The sequence below is a fragment of the Pantoea sp. X-Soil-ISGK-275 genome, assembly GCF_059730795.1.
Map to the genome: position 1 here is coordinate 2,731,820 of NZ_AP035976.1, position 20,360 is coordinate 2,752,179.

A 20,360-nucleotide genomic window follows, 5' to 3' on the forward strand; every position below is an offset into this window, starting at 1 on the left:
AATCAGGAGACGGCTCTTCTGCCCGAGAAGCGCGACTTCACCTTATCGAGCAGGCGATTCATGAAGTAGGCGCGATTGTCACGGTTGGTGAGGAAGAAGTAGCGTGCAAAGCTGAGGCTGGCCTGCAGCGATTTACCATCCATCTTATAGCGCAGCGGCAGCTTGAACGCCTTATAAGTATGGATGTCGCGTGTGGTCAGATGCGGCTTCATGGTGTCGAGCCAGAAGAAGGAGTATTTGACCGATTCGCCTTTGTGCTTGGAACCAAATTTGGTCACCAGATGATAGGTTGCCAGCGGCTTGTCGATCATTACGAACGCGTAACCCATGCGGTCAGCGCGGATGCAGAAATCATAATCCTGATGGCGAATATAGCGCGCATCAAACTGAATCTTCGCCGCATCTTCGCGCTTCAGCACAATGGTGCTGGTTTGAATGAAGCCGTAACAGCCAAACAGATATTCGGCCACGGTTTCGTTCTTACCGGGCGGCTGCATCGGCATCACCTTGAGGAAGCTGCCATCCTGATGGATGTTCACCTGACTAAAGATGACGTAGCGCGATTTGCCCTGCGCTTCCAGTTTGGCGATGGTTTCACTCGCCACTAATAACTTGTCCGGATGCCACTCATCGTCGGCATCGAGAAAGCTAATAAAGTCGCCGCTTGCCAGCTCAATACCTTTGTTACGGGCGCCGGCGCCGTTGAGTTTGACCTCAGACAGCTCCAGTTTTATAGCCAAATCCTGATAACGCTCGCTGCGCACCACCTGCGCCAGTTCGGCCGCATCGGCCGATTTGTCATCAACAATAATGACTTCAAAATTGCGATAGGTTTGCGCTTTGACACAATCTAGCGTCGTGACAATTGATTTCGACGCGTTATACGCGGGAATAACAATTGAGAAGCGAATCTCCTGCATTGCCAGCACCTCATTAAAAAAGTTACAAAATCAATGATATAACTTGTGGGCTCAAAAGAATAATGGGTGGTGTCCTAATTTGTCGGCGAGGTCTTCATCGCCACTTTCTTCTTGTTGCTACTGCCGATAAACGGTTTCTCGACAAACAGGTAAGTCAGTTTCGCCACATAGAAAGAGGCGACAAAGAACAGCGTTGAAAGCAAGGTGTAGAACAGGAACGAATGCGGATAGAGCGTTTCCGGGATCTGCTTGATGAAATAGAGCACCACACCGTGAATCAGATACAGGCTGTAACTCACCTCACCAATCGACATCAGGGTTTTGTTTTCCAGAATGCCAAACACGGCGTTACCGCTGCTGACAATAAAGAAGATCACCGTCAGGCAGCAGAGGAAAATCAGATACCAGAAGGTGTTGCTGGTAAAGGACAGTGAGAACAGCGACAGCACAATCACGGCGAAACCGGCCAGGCTGGAGGTTTTGTAGTGCGCAAACCTATCGCGATATTTATACGCCAGATAACCCATGGCGAAGCCCAGCACCGGACGCGGATCGGTATAGGTTTTACCCCACAGACGCAGGCCAACCGCCACACAGAAAATCACGCCGATCGAGCCGAGAATCAGCAGCGTTTTGTATTTGCCTTTGGTGGCGCGGTTAAGAACGTAAATCAGCGGAATCGACAGATATAGCAGCCATTCGAGGCGCAATGTCCACTCAACACCGGCGTTCACATCCGCCGTCAGGAAATCACCCATGCGATAGCTGCCAATAAACAGCAACCACAACACGGCGTCTTTCACCGCTGTCAGGCTGTAAGTGAGATCGCCTTGCACCACGCCCACCGCGATGATGACAAAACCGGAGAACCAGAACATTGGGACAATACGGCGGATACGCGACTTGAGCAGCTTGTGCGTCAGTTGCCCTGGCGTCAGGGTTTCATTATCCAGCCAGCGATAGAACAGGAAGGCGGAGATCATGAAGAACAGCAGTACACCAAATTTTCCGGAGTTAACGAAGAAGTTGCCTTCAGAGAACCAGGCAAAATAATCTTTATCGAACACCCACTGACCATCCAGCGAATAGATGTAGTGGGCGAAGTGTGAGAACGCGACGATGCTGGCCAGCAGCGCGCGCATACCAGAGATACTTTTAATACCGCTCTCGTTGTAAACGCCTTTGTGGAAGGAGAATACTCGCAGAATGATTAGCGCCAGACAAAATGACAGCACCATGATTAATACATACATGTCAGCTCCTGAATCTGAGTTGGGTTAGCTGCTGTGCCGTGACAAAACGCTATCGAAAGTACTGCTTAAGACATTGAAGGTTCTTGCTGCTTTCTGTTTATAAAGCATCTCATTGGGGTGAATACAATCGGGCGACATCTCAGATTGCCAGTCACGGTTTTCTTTGATGACGCTGAACTGCTTCACAATCGGAACTTGCTGCTCTTTAGCCACTTCATTTAACTGGTAAACATACGGCCAGACGTTCCAGCGCTCGGCTTTGCCACAAATGGGATTCGGTTCCTGAAGAACCACCAGTTTGTTATTCGCCTTCGCGCCTTTTACCAGCTCGGTGATGATGCGCTTGTACTCTTCCGGCGTTTCAATGCGCTCGCCTTTATCTTTGAAGAAGTTGATGCGCGCATCATTGATCGCATAGTTAATCAGAATCATGTTGGCATCGGATTTCGCCATGCGGTCTGACCAATCCATTGGCGTATTGTCTTTGTTGTAAACCAGCACCGAAACCTGTGCGCCCGGCATGCCGTGATTCTTCACCTCAATGTTGTTGCCGTACTTCTCGCGCAACATCTGCTGCAAAAAACTCACTTCGTTGTTTTGACTGATGATGTTGCGATTGCCCTGGGCGGTAACGCCTGCGGTGGTCGAGTCACCGTAGGCCGCGATGATAAAGGTGCCGGGATGATCGTCTGCCTGCGCCAGCAACGGCGCAGAGGTGATCAGCATTGCCAGTAAGGTCTTCCGCATATTTCCTCTCATCGGTTAATGAAACAATTTGAATTCACGAGCAACTTCATAGCCGACAACGGCTTGCTTCAGTGAGATCGTGTTGTAATAGAGGTAATAAACAAGGAAGAAAGCAAACATCGCAAACATCGCCGGCTTCAATACCCGTTTCGACTGATAAATCAGCGACGTCAAAATAATCGGTTCGACCTGCAGCAGGTAGTTCGACAGGCGCGCACCCGATGAGTAGTTATAGAAGAAGATCCTGATGCCGCCGCCGATCGCAAAGGTCAGAATCAGCAGGTAGTTCAGCTTCCACACGTCGTACTGTTCGCGCTTGAGCTGGTTGCTCAGCATGAAGTAGACGAAGATGAACACCAGCATGATGTTTTTCAGGTTCGACACCGACACCACGCTGCCGTCACCGGCATTCGAGGCTTCGTTACTGTAGCCTGCGGCCCTTTCCCCCATCGATCCCAGATGTCCGGCGATCAAGGCGATAAAGCCGGTCCCGCCCACCACCGAAAGGGGCACACTTAATATGATGATGGCCACTGGCCACCAGCGCGATTCCCGAATAAACAGGAACGGAATGATGGTCACCACCATTACGGCGGTGTTGTGACTGAGGAAGGAGAGAATAAAGAAGGCAAACGCCCACCAGTATTGCTTGAGGTAAATCGTCCAGATCACGCCAAGAAACAGCGCCGAACTCAGGCCAAAACGAATCTGGTTCACGTCTTTGTTAATAAAGATATGCGCCGAGTAAAGCGCCAATGCCAATACCGGATACGGCGACATCTTTTTAAAGAAGATGGCGTTAGTCGATACCGCCAGAATACTGAACACAAACAGGAACACGCTGGCATTGTGTGAAAACAGGCTGGTGATCCACGCGATAGCAAAAATCAGCGGTTCGTAACGGAAGAAGGCGACGGTGTTAGCAAAACCGTTGACCTCAATACGGCGGATGAAGTCAGCAAAGAAGCTGCGATATTGATAGTCATCCATCCCGGTGCCGAGACCGCGAATACCGGCGAAGATAATCAGCGTGACGGTGGCGATGCACAGCAGGTAAGTCAGAATATGGGTGGTTCGTTCGTCTTTCTTCAACAGGATTTCGACCAGCGCAAGCAACAGTACAAACCCTGATAAATACCAATATGGAGCCATGGTGTGATTCCTTAATTCCACAAGTTCTCATGCCAACAGTGGCTTTTTTTGGCGTTATAAAGAGAATCACCTGTGTCAATCGTTGCGTGTCGTCATTCAAACGGTGCAATCAAAAGGGGCGGTCAACCCGCCCCTATCTTCACCGGATTACCCTCATCATTAACAGTGAATGACGGGCAAATTAACTTTTAGTCGGTTTGCCATACTCGTAATCGTAATAGTCGTAACCGTAACCATACGAGTTGGCGGCTTTACGCACCACGGCGTTGAGGATCACACCTTTAATCTCAATACCGTTCTGAGCAAAGCGTTTGAAGCTGACATCCAGTTCTTTCGGCGTGTTGGTTTCAAAACGCGCCACCATCAGCGAGGTACCGGCCAGTTTGCCGATGATAGATGCATCGGTTACCGCCAGAATCGGTGGCGTATCAATCAACACCAGATCGTAATTCTTGCTCGCCCAATCCAGCAGCTCACCCATGCGACGATGCATCAGCAGTTCAGACGGGTTTGGTGGCACCTGGCCGCGTGGCAGGAAGTCAAAACCATACGCACCTTTCTGAATCAGTGCTGGGCTGAACTCGGTTTTGCCCGACAACACGTTAGACAGACCGGATTTGTTATCGGCTGACAGCAGTTCGTGGGTGTAACCGCGACGCATATCACCATCGATGAACAGTACGCGTTGGCCCGCTTTTGCTACCAGCGTTGCCAGGTTGGCACAGATAAAGGTTTTACCAATGCCTGGGCTTGCGCCGGTGATCATCAGGATGTTGTTTTTCGCTTCCATCATCGCGAAGTGCAGGCTGGTACGCAGGCTACGAATCGCTTCGATTGACAGGTCAGTAGGATTACCCAGCGCCAGCAGCGTTTCGTGTGGATCGGTTTTCACCTTGTTGCCACGACGCGCCAGTGCTTCGGTATCTTTCTTACGTTGCCATTCTGACAGCGGCACGCTCGCATACACGTTCATGCCCAGCTCTTCCAGCTGTTCTGGATTCTCGATGCCGTGATGCAGCAGCGCTTTCATCAGAACCAGACCAACAGAAACCATCAGACCCAGAATCAGGCTCGCCGCGATGATCAACAGTTTCTTCGGTGCTACCGGGCTGTTGCCGGTTGCTGCGCCATCGATGATGCGCACATCACCCACGGTGCTGGCTTTACTGATACCCAGCTCTTGCTGACGGTTCAGCAACTGCATGTAGATTTCCTGACCAGACTGCACATCACGCGTCAGACGCAAGATCTCTTGCTGCGTTTGTGGCATCTGAGAAATCTTTTTGTTCAGCGTTGCCTGTTCATTTTCCAGCGTTTTGCGTTTTTCCAGCAAGGCGCGATAGGTTGGGTGATCTTTGGTAAACAGCTGAGACACTTCGGCTTCACGGAAGGTCAGTTCGTTCAACTGGCTCTGCACGCTGACAGAAGAATCCAGCGCAGATTTTGCTTCCAGCGACAGGTCAACCGACTCGTTCTGGCGACGGAAGGTATTCAGCTTGTCTTCCGCATCATCCAGTTTGCCACGTACTTGCGGCAGCTGATTGCGCAGGAATTCAAGGCTCTTTTCCGCTTGCTCAGATTTACGCTCAACGTTCTGCAGCAGGTAGTTATTGACGATTTGGTTCAGCACTTTGCTGATCTGCTCTGGATCTTCACCCAGATACTCCAGACCCAGCACGCCGGTGTCTTTGCCTTTGTCCGCAACGGTCAGGTTCGCCAGCACCGAGTTAATCGCCTGCAGCTCGTTCAGCTTGGTGACGCTGAAGCTGGTGCCTTCATCAGCATTGATGCCGCTCACCAGCATGGTCACTTCACCGTGCGTTTCCAGCTGACCGACTTTACCTTTGAACAGTTCATCACCATCCGCTGACACGGTGTACGAGTCAGGACCGGTCACTTCCAGTTCAACGGTACGCTTATCGATGGTGCGTGGAATTTCCAGGCGAGAGATGGCGACCGTCGATGGCTTATTTCCCATCAGGCGCGACAGACCTTTACCAATCACCGGGAAATAGTTCTGGGTAACAACGGTGTCCAGGCCTAGATCGTCAACGGTTTTACCGATAACCATGCGCGATTCAAGAATCTGAATCTCGGTATCGGACGCCGGCGTTGGCGGCAGAATGCTGTCTAACTCATTCAGTACTGAGCTGGCATTCTTCTGCTCAACCTGCACTAACGCATCTGCGCTGTAGATTGGTGTAGCAAACAGTGTGTAGAGCGTCGCCACCAGCATGAAGAAGGCGGTAACGGCAACAATGATCCAGCGATGATCAATCAGCTGTCCCACAAGATGCGCCAGATCCCATCCATTCGAATCTTCCTTTGGCGCGGTCATAACCTTGTTTTTGATATTCATGGATAATCCCAACTATCGGCTTAATACGTTGACCCATTTCTGGGTAGCGTTTTCCAGTAACCCGTAGACCTCTTCAAAGGCCTCGCGACTTTTTTTGTACGGATCCGCAATTTCCTGCTGATTGAGCCAGTGGCCAAGCAGCATGGTTTTTCCGCGTGCGGCTGGATCGATGCGATTCACCTGCTCAACGTGGCGCTTTTCCATTACCAGAATCAGGTCATAGTCACGGCACATGCTGGCCGTTAACTGCTGTGCCTGATGACCATCGAGCGACACGCCGTGATCGGCGGCCACATCATGGGCTTTCTGGTCCGCCGGATAACCTTTCAGGGCACTGAGCCCTGCTGAGGCAACCCGGATGTTTGGTAGCGCGCGTTTGAACAGACGCTCCCCGGTTGGGGAGCGGCAAATGTTGCCGACGCAGACGACTAACACGGACTTAATCATGGCGAACCCTTAGTTCGACCAGTTGCGGAAACGAAGCGCCGCGGAGCTGGCATCGTCAACACCTACGATGGTCGGCAGCAGGCTTGAAATCACACGGTTCCAACGGGTAAGTGGTGTAGCGGTGACATAGACGATGTCGTATGGCTCCAGTTGGAATTCGGTGCCCATCACCATCGATGCCGCATCTTTGGTATTCAACTGATAGATGTTGGCGATCTTGGTGCGGTTGGCGCCGCGAATCGGACGAATCACGAACACGCCGGTGGCATCAGAAGTGGTCTGATCCATACCTTGCGAGTTGCCCAGCGCTTCGGCCAGCGTCATGCCGCTGCGGTCCATCTTCAGCGTTGACTGCTGCTTCACTTCGCCCATCACGAAGACTTTGAGATCGTCGTTACGTGGCACGTAAAGGATGTCGCCCGGATAGAGCAGATGGTTTTGGCTCAGGTCGCCGTTTTGCATCAGCGCCTGCAACGAAAGACGTTGTTCTTTGCCGTTGTGCGTCAGCACCACATTGCGCCAGTCAGCGTCGGCGGCTAAACCGCCCGCAGCGTTGACGGCATCCAGCACGGTCAGCGGCACGTTAGTGATCGGCTGCTGTCCGGAGGTGGTGACTGAACCGGTCACATAGGCTTTCTGTGAACGGAATGAGGCGACGTTTACGTCAACCTGCGGGCTTTCAATGAACTGTGCCAGTCGACGCGCCACTTCGGTGCGGATCTCGGTGACCGTTCGGCCTGCTACGCGCACTTTACCGATGTATGGATAGAAAATAGTGCCATCCGCCTGAACCCAGTTGCCGGTGTCGCTGGCGCTACGGTACTGACCGGCGGGTGTGGTCAACTCTGGGTGATCCCAGACGGTGACGTTCAGCACGTCACCCACACCGATGCGGTATTCGTAACTCTGAATTTCATTTTGCAGCATTGGGTTAGCCTGAGCGACTAACGGCTTCGGACGCATCTGTTCAACCAGACGCGGCGTCAGCGGGAAGACGTTGACATATTTGTCGATGTCATAGTTGCTATCCTGTTGCTCTATGACATCTTTTCCACTGGTGGAAAGGTGAGAACCCGGCTCAATGGTACATCCGGAGAGAAAAGTCGCGGATACCAGTAAAGGTATCAATTTAATTTTCATTATCATCTGATTCTTCGCTATCAGTTATTGATTGATAGAGGCGAAATCGCCCGCTGTGTAGCGTCTTACAAAAATGGAATATGACAGGTTAAACACTGAAACTGTGGGTCATTATTATGCGCTCCCTTGGTTTTATGTTGTCACCGAGTCTAAAGACGACATCAATTAAAATGGTTTATACAGACTCAATCAGTGCAGCTGTCAAATAACGACACACTCAGCACCCGCAGTTTTCAACCGGGGAAATAACGCCCTCCCCGGCTTCGCTGTCTATCAATAGGCGCCATCGCGTTTCAGCACTACGCCAACCGTCTTAAACAGAATCGCAATGTCATTCCACAGCGACCAGTTCTTGACATACCACGAGTCAAAATAGACACGGGTTTCATAGTCAACGTCGTTACGACCGCTAACCTGCCACAATCCCGTCATGCCTGGTTTCGCCATCAGGTAATAATCGACATCACCGGCATAACGGCAGAGTTCATCTTCAATAACCGGGCGCGGCCCCACCAGGCTCATATCGCCACGTACTACGTTCCACAGCTGCGGCAGCTCATCCAGACTGGTTTTACGGATGAAATGACCGACTTTGGTAATGCGCGGATCGTTCTTCAGTTTGAAATCTTTATCCCACTCGGCGCGGGCAACAGGATCGGTACGCAGTACCTCTTCCAGCACCTCTTTCGAGTTGATCACCATGGAGCGGAATTTCAGGCATTTGAACTTACGTCCGCCCAGCCCCACACGTTCATGACCGTAAATCGGAGGTCCGCCATCGCGGCCAACCATAAATCCGAGCACCAGCAACGCCGGTGACAGCGCCAAAATAATGCTCAGCGCGCCGACGATATCGAATGCACGCTTCAGGAAACGTGAAGTGCGCTTCGCCAGGTTGTTATTTACACGCAGAATCATCACTTCATGGCTGAAGATGTAAGCCATATCGGTGCCGTACAGCGGTACACCACGCAGCGTTGGGATCACTGAAACAGAACGGCAATTGTGCATTGCCAGCGTTTTCAGCCAGTGATCGCGGTGCTGGCTCTGTTCGAACTCCACCGCCACGATGAATTGGGTTTCGCTGTTGGTCAGTTGCCACAGCTCTTGTTCGTTGTGTAGCACAGGTACGCCAGAGATGCTGGCCTGCGGGCTGCTCTTATCAACATCGAAGAAGGCGATTACATCAAAGCCCATCACCTCTTCACTCTGCAGCGCCTGCCAGGCTTCCTGCGCGTTGCGGCTGCTGCCGATGATGATGGTTTGCTTCTTCCACATGCCGTAATGATTCAGCACACGTTTAGAGATGGCGCGCGCTAGTGGAATCAGAATCAACGCCAGAACCCAGGTCGCTACCCAGACAAAGCGCGACATTTGCCATTGTGAAAGTGCCGAAATTGACAAATCAATTACAGAGAAAATAAGAATGGTACGAAAGATCTCTTTGAGCTCGAACCAGAATGGTTTGCGGTAAGTATAATGTCGCAGACGAACCCAGAACCAGCCTACGCAAATAACCGATAACGCAATGTGCGTAGCGATTTTCAAATGCAGGTATTTTTCAGATATATCTGCCAGTGGAGAATGGGTGAACGAATTAATCATCGCCATCGCAATAAATAATGCTGCGTTGAAACAAATTAAATCCGAGCACGCCAGTAAAATTTTGGTCAGAAGACTTTTATAAGTAATTTCGTTATCGCGCATATTTAACTCTTTTATATTATTTCTTTAATCCCTAATGCCTCAACGCTGTTTAATAAACGAGCGAAACTTTCACTGCATTTGTTGAGGCAATCTGCGGTAAATTCTCTGAGGCCAAATCAATTCTCACAATAGTAAGCAAGAGAATTGTGATTAATACCAACAGATTAGTCCGACTTCCCTTACCACAGTGGCAGACCGTTAAACCAAGAGAAAGGCGCTTCAGGCACGCTACCGCCCTTGGCTGTCGCTGCCAATACCGCTTTCATCATCCTAATTACAACTTGTTGTATGCGGCATTTTTGCGCTAATTACTGGCCGTGGTCCGCGTGCGATCACAATTCGCAACATTAAGAGGCTATGGAGCACGCTATTAACAACATTGGCGCAGACATTTACTAACACGTTGCTATACTAGTTATTACTGGCTTGTTTACAAGTAGGCCCCGTGTTCCCTGCACTACTTTAGGAAAAAGACTACCAGCCATAAGTATTGATGCCACCCCTTTCAGGCCTTTCCTCTGCAAAATTCAGATTAATTCGATACTCAACGACGCAATACACTGCATTAAAAATGTACGCACTTGTCTGCTGAAAAAAAATAATAGCCGCCGTTATTCAGGTGCAATTTTTATCCATACTTTCATCTTATCTGTGCAAATCGGCAATCAGGGTTATTCTTCTTGCCTGGACATAGCCCGGATTGACCGGGTCAACGGCTATTTGTACGCTTTACGCCAATTCACTATCATCAGATTTAGCTCAATTCGAAGACATTAAGGTGATTAACACATGTTGGAGTGGATCATTGATCCGTCGCTCTGGGCCGGATTAGTAACGCTAATCGTTCTCGAGCTGGTGTTGGGCATTGATAACCTGGTTTTCATTGCCATCCTGGTAGAAAAGTTGCCGTCGAAAGAACGCGACCGCGCGCGCGTGATCGGCCTGCTACTCGCGCTGGTGTCGCGTTTAGCGCTGCTCGCCTCACTTTCCTGGCTGGTTACGCTGACAAAACCGCTGTTTACTCTGCTGGATCATGGGTTCAGCGCCCGCGATCTGCTGCTGCTGTGCGGCGGTTTCTTTCTTCTTTATAAGGCCACCACCGAGTTAAACAGCCGTCTGGAAGGGGCTGACGAGGAAACTGGTCAAAATAAGAACGGTGCTAAATTCTGGCCAGTGGTGGCGCAAATAGTGGTGCTGGACGCCATCTTCTCGCTGGACTCGGTCATTACCGCCGTTGGCATGGTCAATGAGCTGCCGGTAATGATGGCGGCGGTCACAGTGGCAATATTGCTGATGCTGCTGGCGAGTAAGCCGCTGACGCGTTTCGTCAACGGCCATCCGACCATTGTGATTCTTTGCTTGAGTTTCCTGCTGATGATCGGCTTCAGTCTGGTGGCCGAAGGGTTAGGCTTTATTATCCCGAAAGGTTATCTTTACGCGGCGATTGGTTTCTCCATTGTCATCGAGATACTCAACCAGTTGGCGATGTTTAATCGCCGCCGCTTCCTCTCCGCCGGCCGTCCGCTGCGCCAGCGCACCTCGGAAGCAGTGTTACGTATTCTGCGCGGCGAAGCGCAACGTGCGGAACTTGACGCCGATACCGCGTCACTGGTGGCCGACGGCGAGGAAGGTGCACTCTTCAATCGCCAGGAACGCCGCATGATTGCGCGCGTGTTGGGGCTTGGACAGCGTCAGATTAATAGCATCATGACCTCGCGCCACGACGTTGAGCATATCGACCTCAGCGAAGCTCCGGCGGAGATTATGGCGAAGCTCGATCGTAATCAGCACACGCGTATTCTGGTGACCGAACAGGGCCGCGACCCGCTCGGCGTGGTGCACGTGATTGATTTACTGCATCAATCGTTGCACAGCAAATCACTGGATTTACGCTCGCTGATTCGCCAGCCGCTGATCTTCCCCGAGCGTGTCACCTTATTGCAGGCGCTGGAGCAGTTCCGCAACGCGCGCACCCACTTCGCCTTTGTGGTGGATGAGTTTGGTTCGGTGGAGGGCGTGGTTACGCTGAGCGACCTAATGGAAACCATCGCCGGCAATCTGCCGATTGAAGGGGAGAAAGTTGATGCACGCTATGATATTCAGGCGCTGCCCGACGGCGGCTGGGTGGCAAACGGTCATATGCCATTGGAGGATTTAGCCGTCTACGTGCAGTTGCCACTCGATGAAAAACGCAATTACCACACGCTGGCGGGATTGCTGATGGATAGCCTGCAACATGTGCCGCAGGAAGGCGAAGAGTTGCAGATCGGCGATTATCTGTTGCGCACGTTGCAGGTTGAAAACCATCGCGTGCAGAAGGTGGAGATAATGCCGATCGCGCCGTAATTAACCGGGTCGCCATAAATGGCGACCTTACGTTAAGGTTTCGCCGGTTGCTGGCGGTCCAGCCACTGATTCAAGCGCGACTTCGCTTCACTTTGCAGCTGTTGACGTACCACGTCATCCACCGGCAAGGAGTACTGCAAATTATTCCAGCCGCCGTACATGCGCAGCGGAATAGTTTGCTGGTTCAGTAAAGCAGCTAATTTGTCGTCGCCCTGCCAGCCGCGCAGCATCATATCAATGGTGACGTCGAGCTGCTGTTTGACCATATCCACATTGCCTTTGGTCTGCACCGCCAGACGACTGTTGCCACCCTGCAGATCCGGTAAGCTGAAGATGCCCTGTTTGAGCGTGGCGCGTCCACTCAACTGCTGAATACCCTGATCGTCGGGCTGATCGTTGGTGACACGATTACTTACGCGCGCCACCGCACGTCGCACCATCTGTTGCAGATTCAGCTGCGAAAGCTGCAAATTAGTCGCTTCCAGATCCGCACTGCCCTGCCAGTTGCGTTTTGCCTCTTCAATACTTAATCCCGCTCCGCTGATATCACCTTTCAGCGAAACGGTACCTTGCAGCGTCTCTGGCAGTTCTAAAGCCTTCAGCAATGGCGCTATGGCGATGTTATTCAGCTCAGGCTGAAACGCCACTTGCGTCACCGGTTTGCGGATATCTACCGAGCCGGGCACCGAGAAATGCCCTTCACCGAATTTGCCTTGCAGCTTACTCAACGTCATCAGACCCTGCTGATTACTGCCGTCGAGCTGCAAATTGGTCAGCGTCAGGCCGCGCCACACGCTGCTATCGGCGGTGAGGTTGAGGGTCAAATCCAGCTGATTCAGCGGCGAATCGCTGTTGTCACGCATCCGCGGCTCCGCAATCACTGGCGTGCTCACCACGTTGGCACGCTGCGGCGCGCTGCTATCCGTCACCGGTGCATTCGCCATCAACGCGTCGATGTTTAAACTGGTGGCATGCAGCGCCAGATTAAGCTGCTGCGGCAACGCCAGACGTCCCTCGGCGCTGCCATCCAGTGCGCTGTCATTAGCGGTAAGCTGCATCTTCTGTAAGGAGAAACGCTGATTGTCGCCGTTCCATTCGCCCTGACCACTCAAGGTACCTTTAATCCCCTGCGTCGGCAGATTGGCGCCGTCGATGGCGTAATTCAACTCATCCAGCTGTCCGACTAAACGATGTGGATACTGCGCCACATTCATCTGCCCTTTGAGATTGACGCTGACGTTACGCTGATTACGCGAAATTCGGGTAGCCAGATTGATGCTGGCCTGCTTGCTGGCATCCTGATCGAGGTTGAGATTGAGGTCGCGGAAATTATATTCGTCGCCGCCGGGCTGCTGCCAAATCAGCAGGCTGTCGGCAAGACGCAGTTTGCCAATGTTGAATGACCAGCCGTTATTGCTGCTGCTCACCGGCTCGGCATCGCCCGGTCCAACTGGCGCGCCGGTTGGCTTTTGCGCGGCGCTGTCTGGCGTCACGCGGATGATGGCGTTTTTCAGCATCACCTGACTGACGCTCAGCTGATGCGACAACAGCGGCCAGAGATTGACATCCAGCCGCATATTATCGGCGGTGACCATCGGCTGCGTGGCGCCAGGCGCAGTCAGACTCATGCGCCCGGCGAGAATGCTGAGCTGCGGCCAGACGTGCCAGCGCAGATCGCCGCCTACCTGAAGCTGATAACCACTGCGCTGCTCTACCTGCTGTACCATATAGGTACGAAAGTCGTTGGGATTGACCAGCAACACCAATGCTGTCATGCCCGCTACGACCACCACTAACAGGATGGCCAGCGTTGTTATCACTCTTCTCATCAATTCCTCATTGCCATCATACTTCAAGTTGCCGCAGCGTTGGCTGCGCTCGCTCACCCCGGTCACTTACTGATGTAAGCTCCCGGGGATTTACTCGCTTGCCGCCTTGCTGCAACTCGAATTATTTTGGCAAGCATTAGTTTTAGTCAGTCTTTATCTATACGGCTGGCATCCGCGCCCTGCTGACCACGATATTTGGCATCTTCGCGACGGTTATACGGTCGCGCAGCGGGGCCCGACAGCGGCTCAAAGCTTAATGCACCAATTAACATGCCGGGACGCAGTGCCAGCGGCAGTTTACCTGAGTTATAGAACTCCAGCACGATGCGGCCTTGCCAGCCCGGATCGATACGGTGCGCCGTGACATGCACCATCAAACCCAGGCGCGCCAGCGAAGAGCGTCCATCCAGCCAGCCGACCAGATCGTCGGGAATGGTGACCGATTCCAGCGTTACCGCCAGTGCCAGTTCGCCAGGATGCAGGAAAAAGGCTTCGCCTTCTGGCAGCACAATCTCATCGCTCATGACGCGGTCCAGCGCGGCACTGACTTCGTGCTTAGGACCACTCAAATCAATAAATGCCGCCGTGTGGCCGCTAAAAGTGCGGAACTGGTTGCCGAGGCGCACATCCACCGTGGCGCCATTAATGCGTTCCACCGGCGGGCGCGGCTCAATCGCCAACTTTCCGCTGTCCAGCCAGGCTTCAATATCGCGATCGCATAATCTCATCGCAGGTACTCCGTGAATTAAGTGTAGCGAATGGCTACGACAGCGCGTCACGCCGAGGCGGACGCGATGTCGTTAAAGATACTGATTAATCTTGGCCTTGAGGATATCAATCGCGATACGGTTCTTTCCGCCGCGCGGCACAATGATGTCAGCGTACTGCTTGGAAGGTTCAATAAATTGCAGGAACATTGGACGCACGGTCTTCTGATACTGGCTCATCACCGAATCCATTGAGCGGCCGCGCTCATTCACATCGCGCTTCATACGACGCATTAAACAGATGTCCAGCGGCGTATCGACGAAGATGGAGAAATTCATCTCCTGGCGCAGGCGCGCATCGGTTAACAGCAAGATGCCTTCAAGGATGATGACTTTCTTCGATTTGAGATGAATGCAATCGCTGGTGCGGGTGTGCTCAACGTAGCTGTAAACCGGCAACTCAATTTCCTGACCGGCTTTCAGCGCGCGCAGATGCTGCAACAACAGATCATGATCCATCGCACTCGGATGGTCATAGTTGGTTTTCACCCTCTCTTCCATGGTGAGGTGGCTCTGATCTTTATAGTAGGCATCTTCGGGGATCACACCGATATGCTCGTCACCGACCTGGTCACGGATTTCACGATAGAGCGTGCTGGCGATAAGACTTTTTCCGGATGCGGATGCACCTGCGATGCCAACGATCACGCACTGATGAGACTTGTCAGTCATACTTTTTTAAGACCTGATAACTGGAGCCTGCCTAAGCCGAAGCTGCAACGGGCCGAATGAGAGGGTTTGTTGGCGGCAATTATAGGTATTTCACCGGTTTGATGCCAGAGAAATGGGCCAACGGCTTTTCAGAATATCCCCTTTTGCAGCCAGACGCTTAATCGATACACTGTTCATCTGCCAACACTGTAGCAGGCGTTGGCACTCCGAATGTAGCCACAAGGAAAAGTATGAGCTGGAAAACCCTGACCTATTTTGGCGACAGCATGTTGCTGATCCCGACTGCGGTGATCATCGCGCTGGTCTTGCCATGGAAAAGCGACAACCGCCAAACCGTGTGGTATTGGGTGCTGGCGTTTGGTCTGGCTGGCCTGGTGGTGAGCGTCTCGAAAATACTGTTTCTCGGCTTTGGCATTGGTAGCGCCAGATTTAACTTCACCGGCTTCAGCGGACACAGCGCGATGTCCGCCACGCTCTGGCCGGTGATGATGTGGTTGATCTCCGGTCGCTGGTCGCCGCGTTGGCGTCTGTTTACCATCGGTATCGGCTATCTGATTCCGTTGATGGTCGGCCTTTCACGTTTGGTAATCCACGCGCACTCAAAAAGCGAAGTACTTGCGGGCCTGATGCTCGGTTTCACGCTCAGCACCGCATTTCTGCTGACGCAGCGCCGGACTTCGCTGAAGGGCTTTAGTCTGCCGCAGATCGGCGTCGCGCTACTGGTGCCGCTGCTGCTACTGGGCCACGGTCGCGTCGCCACCACACAACAATTCCTCGAGCGCTTCTCTGCCAATCTTGCCGGCTTAGAAAAGCCTTATACCCGCGCCGATCTTTTTCGCTAACAGCGGTTGGCCCTTTGCGTGCAAAGGGCCAATCAATTCAGTGAATAACGACTTAAATGCAATTCCCGGCCGAAATCTCAAACAGATGTGCTAGCATGCGAAATAGTGATTGATTGGCGCATTTTCCATCGTGAATCAGGTGCGCGCAGCTGGATTCTTGCATGACCCTCGAAATATTGACTTCACGAGAAAGACCACAACGAATTTGGCTCAATGCCTTGCTCATTGGCGGGCTCACTTTTCTACTGACGCTATTTTGTCTGGAACTGATCGTTGTCAGCGGACGTATTTCACCGCTTTGGTACTCCACCGCGCTGATGACGGTGATCGTGTTTCGTGCCCACTCAAAACACGTTCCATTGCTGCTGCTTGCTTGCGTGATGGGTACCGCGCTGGCCAATCTGATCATTATTGGTCCCGCGCTCAGCAACATTAAATTTGCCATCTTAAATATGGTGCAGGCGGTTCTGGGCGGCTTGATGCTGCGCGCCCTGCTCGATCGCCGCGCCCCGCTTAATTCGTTACTCGACTGGGTACGCTTTGCCTTGTGCGCCGGTCTGATTGCGCCGCTGCTCGGCGGCGTGGTGGCGTTGTGGATGCTGCATGTCGGTAGCAGCGCGTCACTGCCCTTCTTCTCAACCTGGGTGATTTCTGAAGTGATCGGCGTGCTGGCATTTGGTCCGGTGTTATTGCTGTGGCCGAACAAACCGCTGCGCCAGATTTTAACGCCAGGTCGTCAGCTGGAAACCTGCCTGACGCTGCTTGGCACGCTGCTCGCCAGCTATTTATCGCTGCGTTTTCTGCCGTGGCCCTTCACCTTTATTGTGGTGATCCTGTTCTGGTGTGCGGTGCGGCTGCCAAAATTTGAAGCCTTTCTGCTGTTCTTCCTGAACGCCAGTTTTATCTCGATTCTGCTCGCCTTTAATTTGGTCAACCTGGCGCAAAACGGCATGCTGCTCGGCCAGGTCAGCACCTGGCTGCCGTTCCTGTTAGTGCTGCTACCAAGCCACGTGATGGCGCTAGTAATGGATGCCTTCCAGCGCGAAAAACATCACATCAGCGAGAGCGAAACCCGCTTCCGTAACGCCATGGAATATTCTGCGATCGGTATGGCGCTGGTTGCGCCGAATGGTGGCTGGCAGCAGGTCAATCAGTCGCTGTGCCAGACGCTGGGCTTCCCGGCCGATGAACTGAAAAAGCTCACTTTCCAGCAAATTACCCATCCCGACGATCTCAACAGCGATTTGCACCAACTCGAACGATTGGTGGCGGGTGAAATCATGACCTACACCCTGGAGAAGCGCTATTTCCGCAAGGATGGCGAGATCGTTTGGGCGCGCCTGACGGTGTCGATGGTGCGCGATGCCGCCCAACAGCCGCACTACTTCATCGCGCAGATTATCGATATCTCCGAGCTGAAGCAGAGCGAGCAGGTCAATCGCCGCCTGATGGAACGCATCACGCTGGCCAACGAAGCTGGCGGCATCGGCGTGTGGGAGTGGAATCTGCTGACCGGTGAAATGCTGTGGGACAAGCGCATGTACGAGCTGTTTGGCTTAGGTCCGCATCAAACGCCCACCTACGATCTGTGGGTGCATTTGCTTGATCCCGCCGAGCGGGAAACCGCCGCGCTGGTGGTGCAGCAAGCCATCGAACGCCGCAGCGCTTTCCAGCTGGAATACCGCATCAATTTGCCGGAAGGCCCGCGCTATGTGCGTTCTGAGGCCAACCGCATCCTCAGTCAGGATGGACAGATTGAACGTATGCTTGGCATTTGTCAGGACATCACGCCGCTGCGCGCGCTGAATGAAGCGCTGTTCCAGGAAAAAGAGCGCATGGCGATCACCCTCGACTCCATCGGCGAAGCGGTGATCAGTACCGATGATGAAATGCGCGTTACCTTTATGAATCCGGTGGCCGAAACGCTGAGCGGCTGGCCGCAGGAAAAAGCGGCAGGCGTGCCGATTACCGAGCTCCTCAACATTACGCGCGGCACAAGCGGGCCGCGTGTAGACAACCTGTTGCTGTGCCAGCTGCCGGGCGAAAAAATTTCCCCCGATCTCGATGAAGAGCTGGTGCTGCACACGCCAGACGGCACGCGCGTCGAGATTCATTACAGCATCACGCCGCTGAAAACCCTGACCGGCGCCAGCATCGGCGCGGTAATGGTTATTCAGGATGTCAGTGAATCGCGCAAGGTGATGAAGCGCCTGAGCTACAGTGCCTCACATGACATGCTGACACGCCTGCCCAATCGTCACAGCTTCGAACAGCGCTTAAAACAGTTGGTGAACGATGCGGCGGCCAATGACAGCCATCACGTATTGGTGTTTATCGATCTGGATAAATTCAAAGCGGTGAACGATACCGCTGGCCACGCCGCCGGTGATGCGCTGCTGCGCGAACTGGCAGAGCTGATGCCGCATCATCTGCGCAGCAGCGATATGCTGGCGCGTTTGGGCGGCGATGAGTTTGGCGTGTTGCTGCCGAATTGCGAAGTGGATCAGGTGCGCGACGTGGTGCAGCGCATCGTCAGCGCCGTGAGCGAATACCGTTTTATCTGGCAGGATCAGCCTTATCGCGTGGGCGCGAGTGCCGGCATCACGCAAATTGATCAACGCAACTGTATCAGTAATGTGGTGATGTCCCAGGCTGATGTCGCCTGTTACAGCGCGAAACACGCGGGCCGTGGTCAGTATCACGTTTATCAGGAAGTGCAGATGTAATCTGCCACTTCTGCCCATTGCCAGCCCGCGCTGGCTGCGCTAAAGTCGCCCCCTTTTTTCCGGCATGGGGGATAAATATGTTTATCGGATTCGATTACGGCACAGCAAACTGCTCAATTGCTATCAGCGATAATGGCACGCCGCGCCTGCTGACACTGGAGAATGGTCAGCGCCTGCTTCCCTCCATGATTTGTGCACCAACGCGTGAAGCGATCAGCGAATGGCTGCATCGCCATCATCAGATTCCCACGCCCGACAGCGAAGGCACCGCCTTATTGCAGCGTGCGCTGCGCTATAACCGCGAAGAAGATATCGACGTCTCGCCAGGCAGCGTGCAGTTCGGGTTGACTGCGCTGCAGCAATACATGGTCGATCCCGAAGACGTGTGGTTCGTGAAATCACCGAAATCCTTCCTCGGCGCGAACGGCCTGAAACCGCAGCAGATCGCTTTCTTTGAAGATCTGGTGTGCGCCATGATGCTGCACATTCGTCAGCAAGGTGAAACCCAGCTCGATCGCCCGATTGAGCAAGCGGTGATTGGTCGCCCGATTAACTTCCAGGGTTTAGGCGGCGAAGAGGCTAACCAGCAGGCGCAAGGTATTTTGCTGCGTGCGGCACAGCGCGCCGGTTTCCGTGATGTCGAGTTCCAGTTTGAGCCGGTGGCGGCGGGCCTGGATTTTGAAGCCACGCTGCAGAAAGAGACGCGCGTGCTGGTCGTGGATATCGGCGGCGGCACCACCGACTGCTCGATGCTGCTGATGGGCCCAGAATGGCGTCACAAAACCGATCGCCGTGAAAGCTTGCTCGGACACAGCGGATGCCGCGTGGGCGGAAACGATCTCGACATTATGCTGGCGTTCAAAACCCTGATGCCGCTGCTGGGCCTCGGTGGCAATACGCAGAAAGGCACCGCGCTGCCCGCGCTGCCGTGGTGGAATGCGGTGGCGATCAACGATGTTCCGGCGCAAAGCGACTTCTATTCCGCAGCCAGCGGCAAACTACTGCGCGATTTGATTCGCGATGCCGAACACGGTGACAAAGTATCGCACCTGCTGAAAGTGTGGCAGCAAAAGTTGAGTTATCGTCTGGTGCGTGCGGCGGAAGAGAGCAAGATTGCGCTGTCTGAGGTAAAAGAAACCGACGCCTCGCTGGCGTTTATCGCCGCCCAATTGCAGGCGCAGATCAGCGCAGCACAGTTGGAAGAAGCGATTAACCAACCGCTGGAACGGATTCTGGAGCAAGTGCATCTGGCGCTCGCCACCTGCGAAACTAAGCCAGAAGTGATTTATCTCACCGGCGGTAGCGCACGTTCTCCGGTGCTGCGCGCCGCACTGCAACAAGCGCTGCCCGAAACGCCAATTGCCAGCGGCGATGACTTCGCCTCGGTGACCGCCGGCCTGGCGCGCTGGGCCGAAGTGATGTTCAGATAGTCGATAAGGGTGAGGGACAGAAC

At 53.3% G+C, this 20,360-nt stretch carries 15 protein-coding genes; 4 read left to right on the forward strand and 11 right to left on the reverse strand.

Annotated features, from left to right (window positions below; translation table 11 throughout):
• Window positions 1–2 precede the first annotated feature (2 nt).
• The 8 genes from AC6I8A_RS12820 to wbaP form a co-directional block, all read right to left on the reverse strand.
• Window positions 3–920 (reverse strand): glycosyltransferase family 2 protein, encoded by a 918-nt coding sequence (locus AC6I8A_RS12820; RefSeq protein ID WP_256696862.1) that lies wholly within the window; start codon window positions 918–920, stop codon window positions 3–5.
• 74 nt (window positions 921–994) lie between these two features.
• Window positions 995–2,173, reverse strand: a complete 1,179-nt coding sequence (locus tag AC6I8A_RS12825) for an acyltransferase family protein (protein WP_256696863.1) — start codon at window positions 2,171–2,173, stop codon at window positions 995–997.
• A gap of 24 nt (window positions 2,174–2,197) precedes the next feature.
• A complete protein-coding gene (locus AC6I8A_RS12830; RefSeq protein WP_265302346.1) occupies window positions 2,198–2,920 on the reverse strand; it encodes an SGNH/GDSL hydrolase family protein in 723 nt (240 codons plus the stop codon).
• Window positions 2,921–2,935: 15 nt separating this feature from the next.
• Window positions 2,936–4,072, reverse strand: a complete 1,137-nt coding sequence (locus tag AC6I8A_RS12835; protein WP_256696865.1) for an EpsG family protein — start codon at window positions 4,070–4,072, stop codon at window positions 2,936–2,938.
• A gap of 181 nt (window positions 4,073–4,253) precedes the next feature.
• Complete coding sequence (wzc, locus tag AC6I8A_RS12840) at window positions 4,254–6,431, reverse strand: tyrosine-protein kinase Wzc (RefSeq protein ID WP_008104875.1); 2,178 nt, start codon at window positions 6,429–6,431, stop codon at window positions 4,254–4,256.
• A 12-nt stretch (window positions 6,432–6,443) separates the two neighbouring features.
• Window positions 6,444–6,878 (reverse strand): arsenate reductase/protein-tyrosine-phosphatase family protein, encoded by a 435-nt coding sequence (locus AC6I8A_RS12845; RefSeq protein ID WP_265302341.1) that lies wholly within the window; start codon window positions 6,876–6,878, stop codon window positions 6,444–6,446.
• 9 nt (window positions 6,879–6,887) lie between these two features.
• Window positions 6,888–8,018 (reverse strand): polysaccharide export protein, encoded by a 1,131-nt coding sequence (locus AC6I8A_RS12850; RefSeq protein ID WP_008104879.1) that lies wholly within the window; start codon window positions 8,016–8,018, stop codon window positions 6,888–6,890.
• Between the two features lie 273 nt (window positions 8,019–8,291).
• Window positions 8,292–9,725 (reverse strand): undecaprenyl-phosphate galactose phosphotransferase WbaP, encoded by a 1,434-nt coding sequence (gene wbaP, locus AC6I8A_RS12855; protein WP_176972414.1) that lies wholly within the window; start codon window positions 9,723–9,725, stop codon window positions 8,292–8,294.
• Between the two features lie 789 nt (window positions 9,726–10,514).
• On the opposite strand from wbaP, the gene AC6I8A_RS12860 reads away from it, so the two are divergent.
• Window positions 10,515–12,071, forward strand: a complete 1,557-nt coding sequence (locus AC6I8A_RS12860) for a TerC family protein (RefSeq protein WP_497818616.1) — start codon at window positions 10,515–10,517, stop codon at window positions 12,069–12,071.
• Between the two features lie 32 nt (window positions 12,072–12,103).
• Here the strand turns inward: AC6I8A_RS12860 and asmA are convergent, their stop codons facing one another.
• The 3 genes from asmA to udk all read right to left on the reverse strand — a co-directional run bounded on the left by asmA (window position 12,104) and on the right by udk (window position 15,339).
• Window positions 12,104–13,900, reverse strand: a complete 1,797-nt coding sequence (asmA, locus tag AC6I8A_RS12865; protein WP_497818617.1) for an outer membrane assembly protein AsmA — start codon at window positions 13,898–13,900, stop codon at window positions 12,104–12,106.
• Window positions 13,901–14,046: 146 nt separating this feature from the next.
• Window positions 14,047–14,628, reverse strand: a complete 582-nt coding sequence (dcd, locus tag AC6I8A_RS12870; RefSeq protein WP_256696873.1) for a dCTP deaminase — start codon at window positions 14,626–14,628, stop codon at window positions 14,047–14,049.
• Between the two features lie 72 nt (window positions 14,629–14,700).
• On the reverse strand, window positions 14,701–15,339 hold the full coding sequence (gene udk / locus AC6I8A_RS12875) for a uridine kinase (protein ID WP_008104883.1): 639 nt from the start codon (window positions 15,337–15,339) through the stop codon (window positions 14,701–14,703).
• Between the two features lie 230 nt (window positions 15,340–15,569).
• Here udk and AC6I8A_RS12880 point away from each other — a divergent pair, with 230 nt between their 5' ends.
• The 3 genes from AC6I8A_RS12880 (at window position 15,570) to yegD (ending at window position 20,337) form a co-directional block, all read left to right on the forward strand.
• Complete coding sequence (locus AC6I8A_RS12880; protein WP_008104884.1) at window positions 15,570–16,181, forward strand: phosphatase PAP2 family protein; 612 nt, start codon at window positions 15,570–15,572, stop codon at window positions 16,179–16,181.
• 161 nt (window positions 16,182–16,342) lie between these two features.
• The gene (locus tag AC6I8A_RS12885) at window positions 16,343–18,907 is read left to right on the forward strand and encodes a diguanylate cyclase (protein ID WP_497818618.1); all 2,565 of its coding nucleotides are present in this window, start codon (window positions 16,343–16,345) and stop codon (window positions 18,905–18,907) included.
• Window positions 18,908–18,984: 77 nt separating this feature from the next.
• Window positions 18,985–20,337 carry a molecular chaperone gene (gene yegD / locus AC6I8A_RS12890; RefSeq protein ID WP_497818619.1) on the forward strand — a complete coding sequence of 451 codons (1,353 nt, stop codon included), beginning with the start codon at window positions 18,985–18,987 and terminating at the stop codon, window positions 20,335–20,337.
• Window positions 20,338–20,360 lie beyond the last annotated feature (23 nt).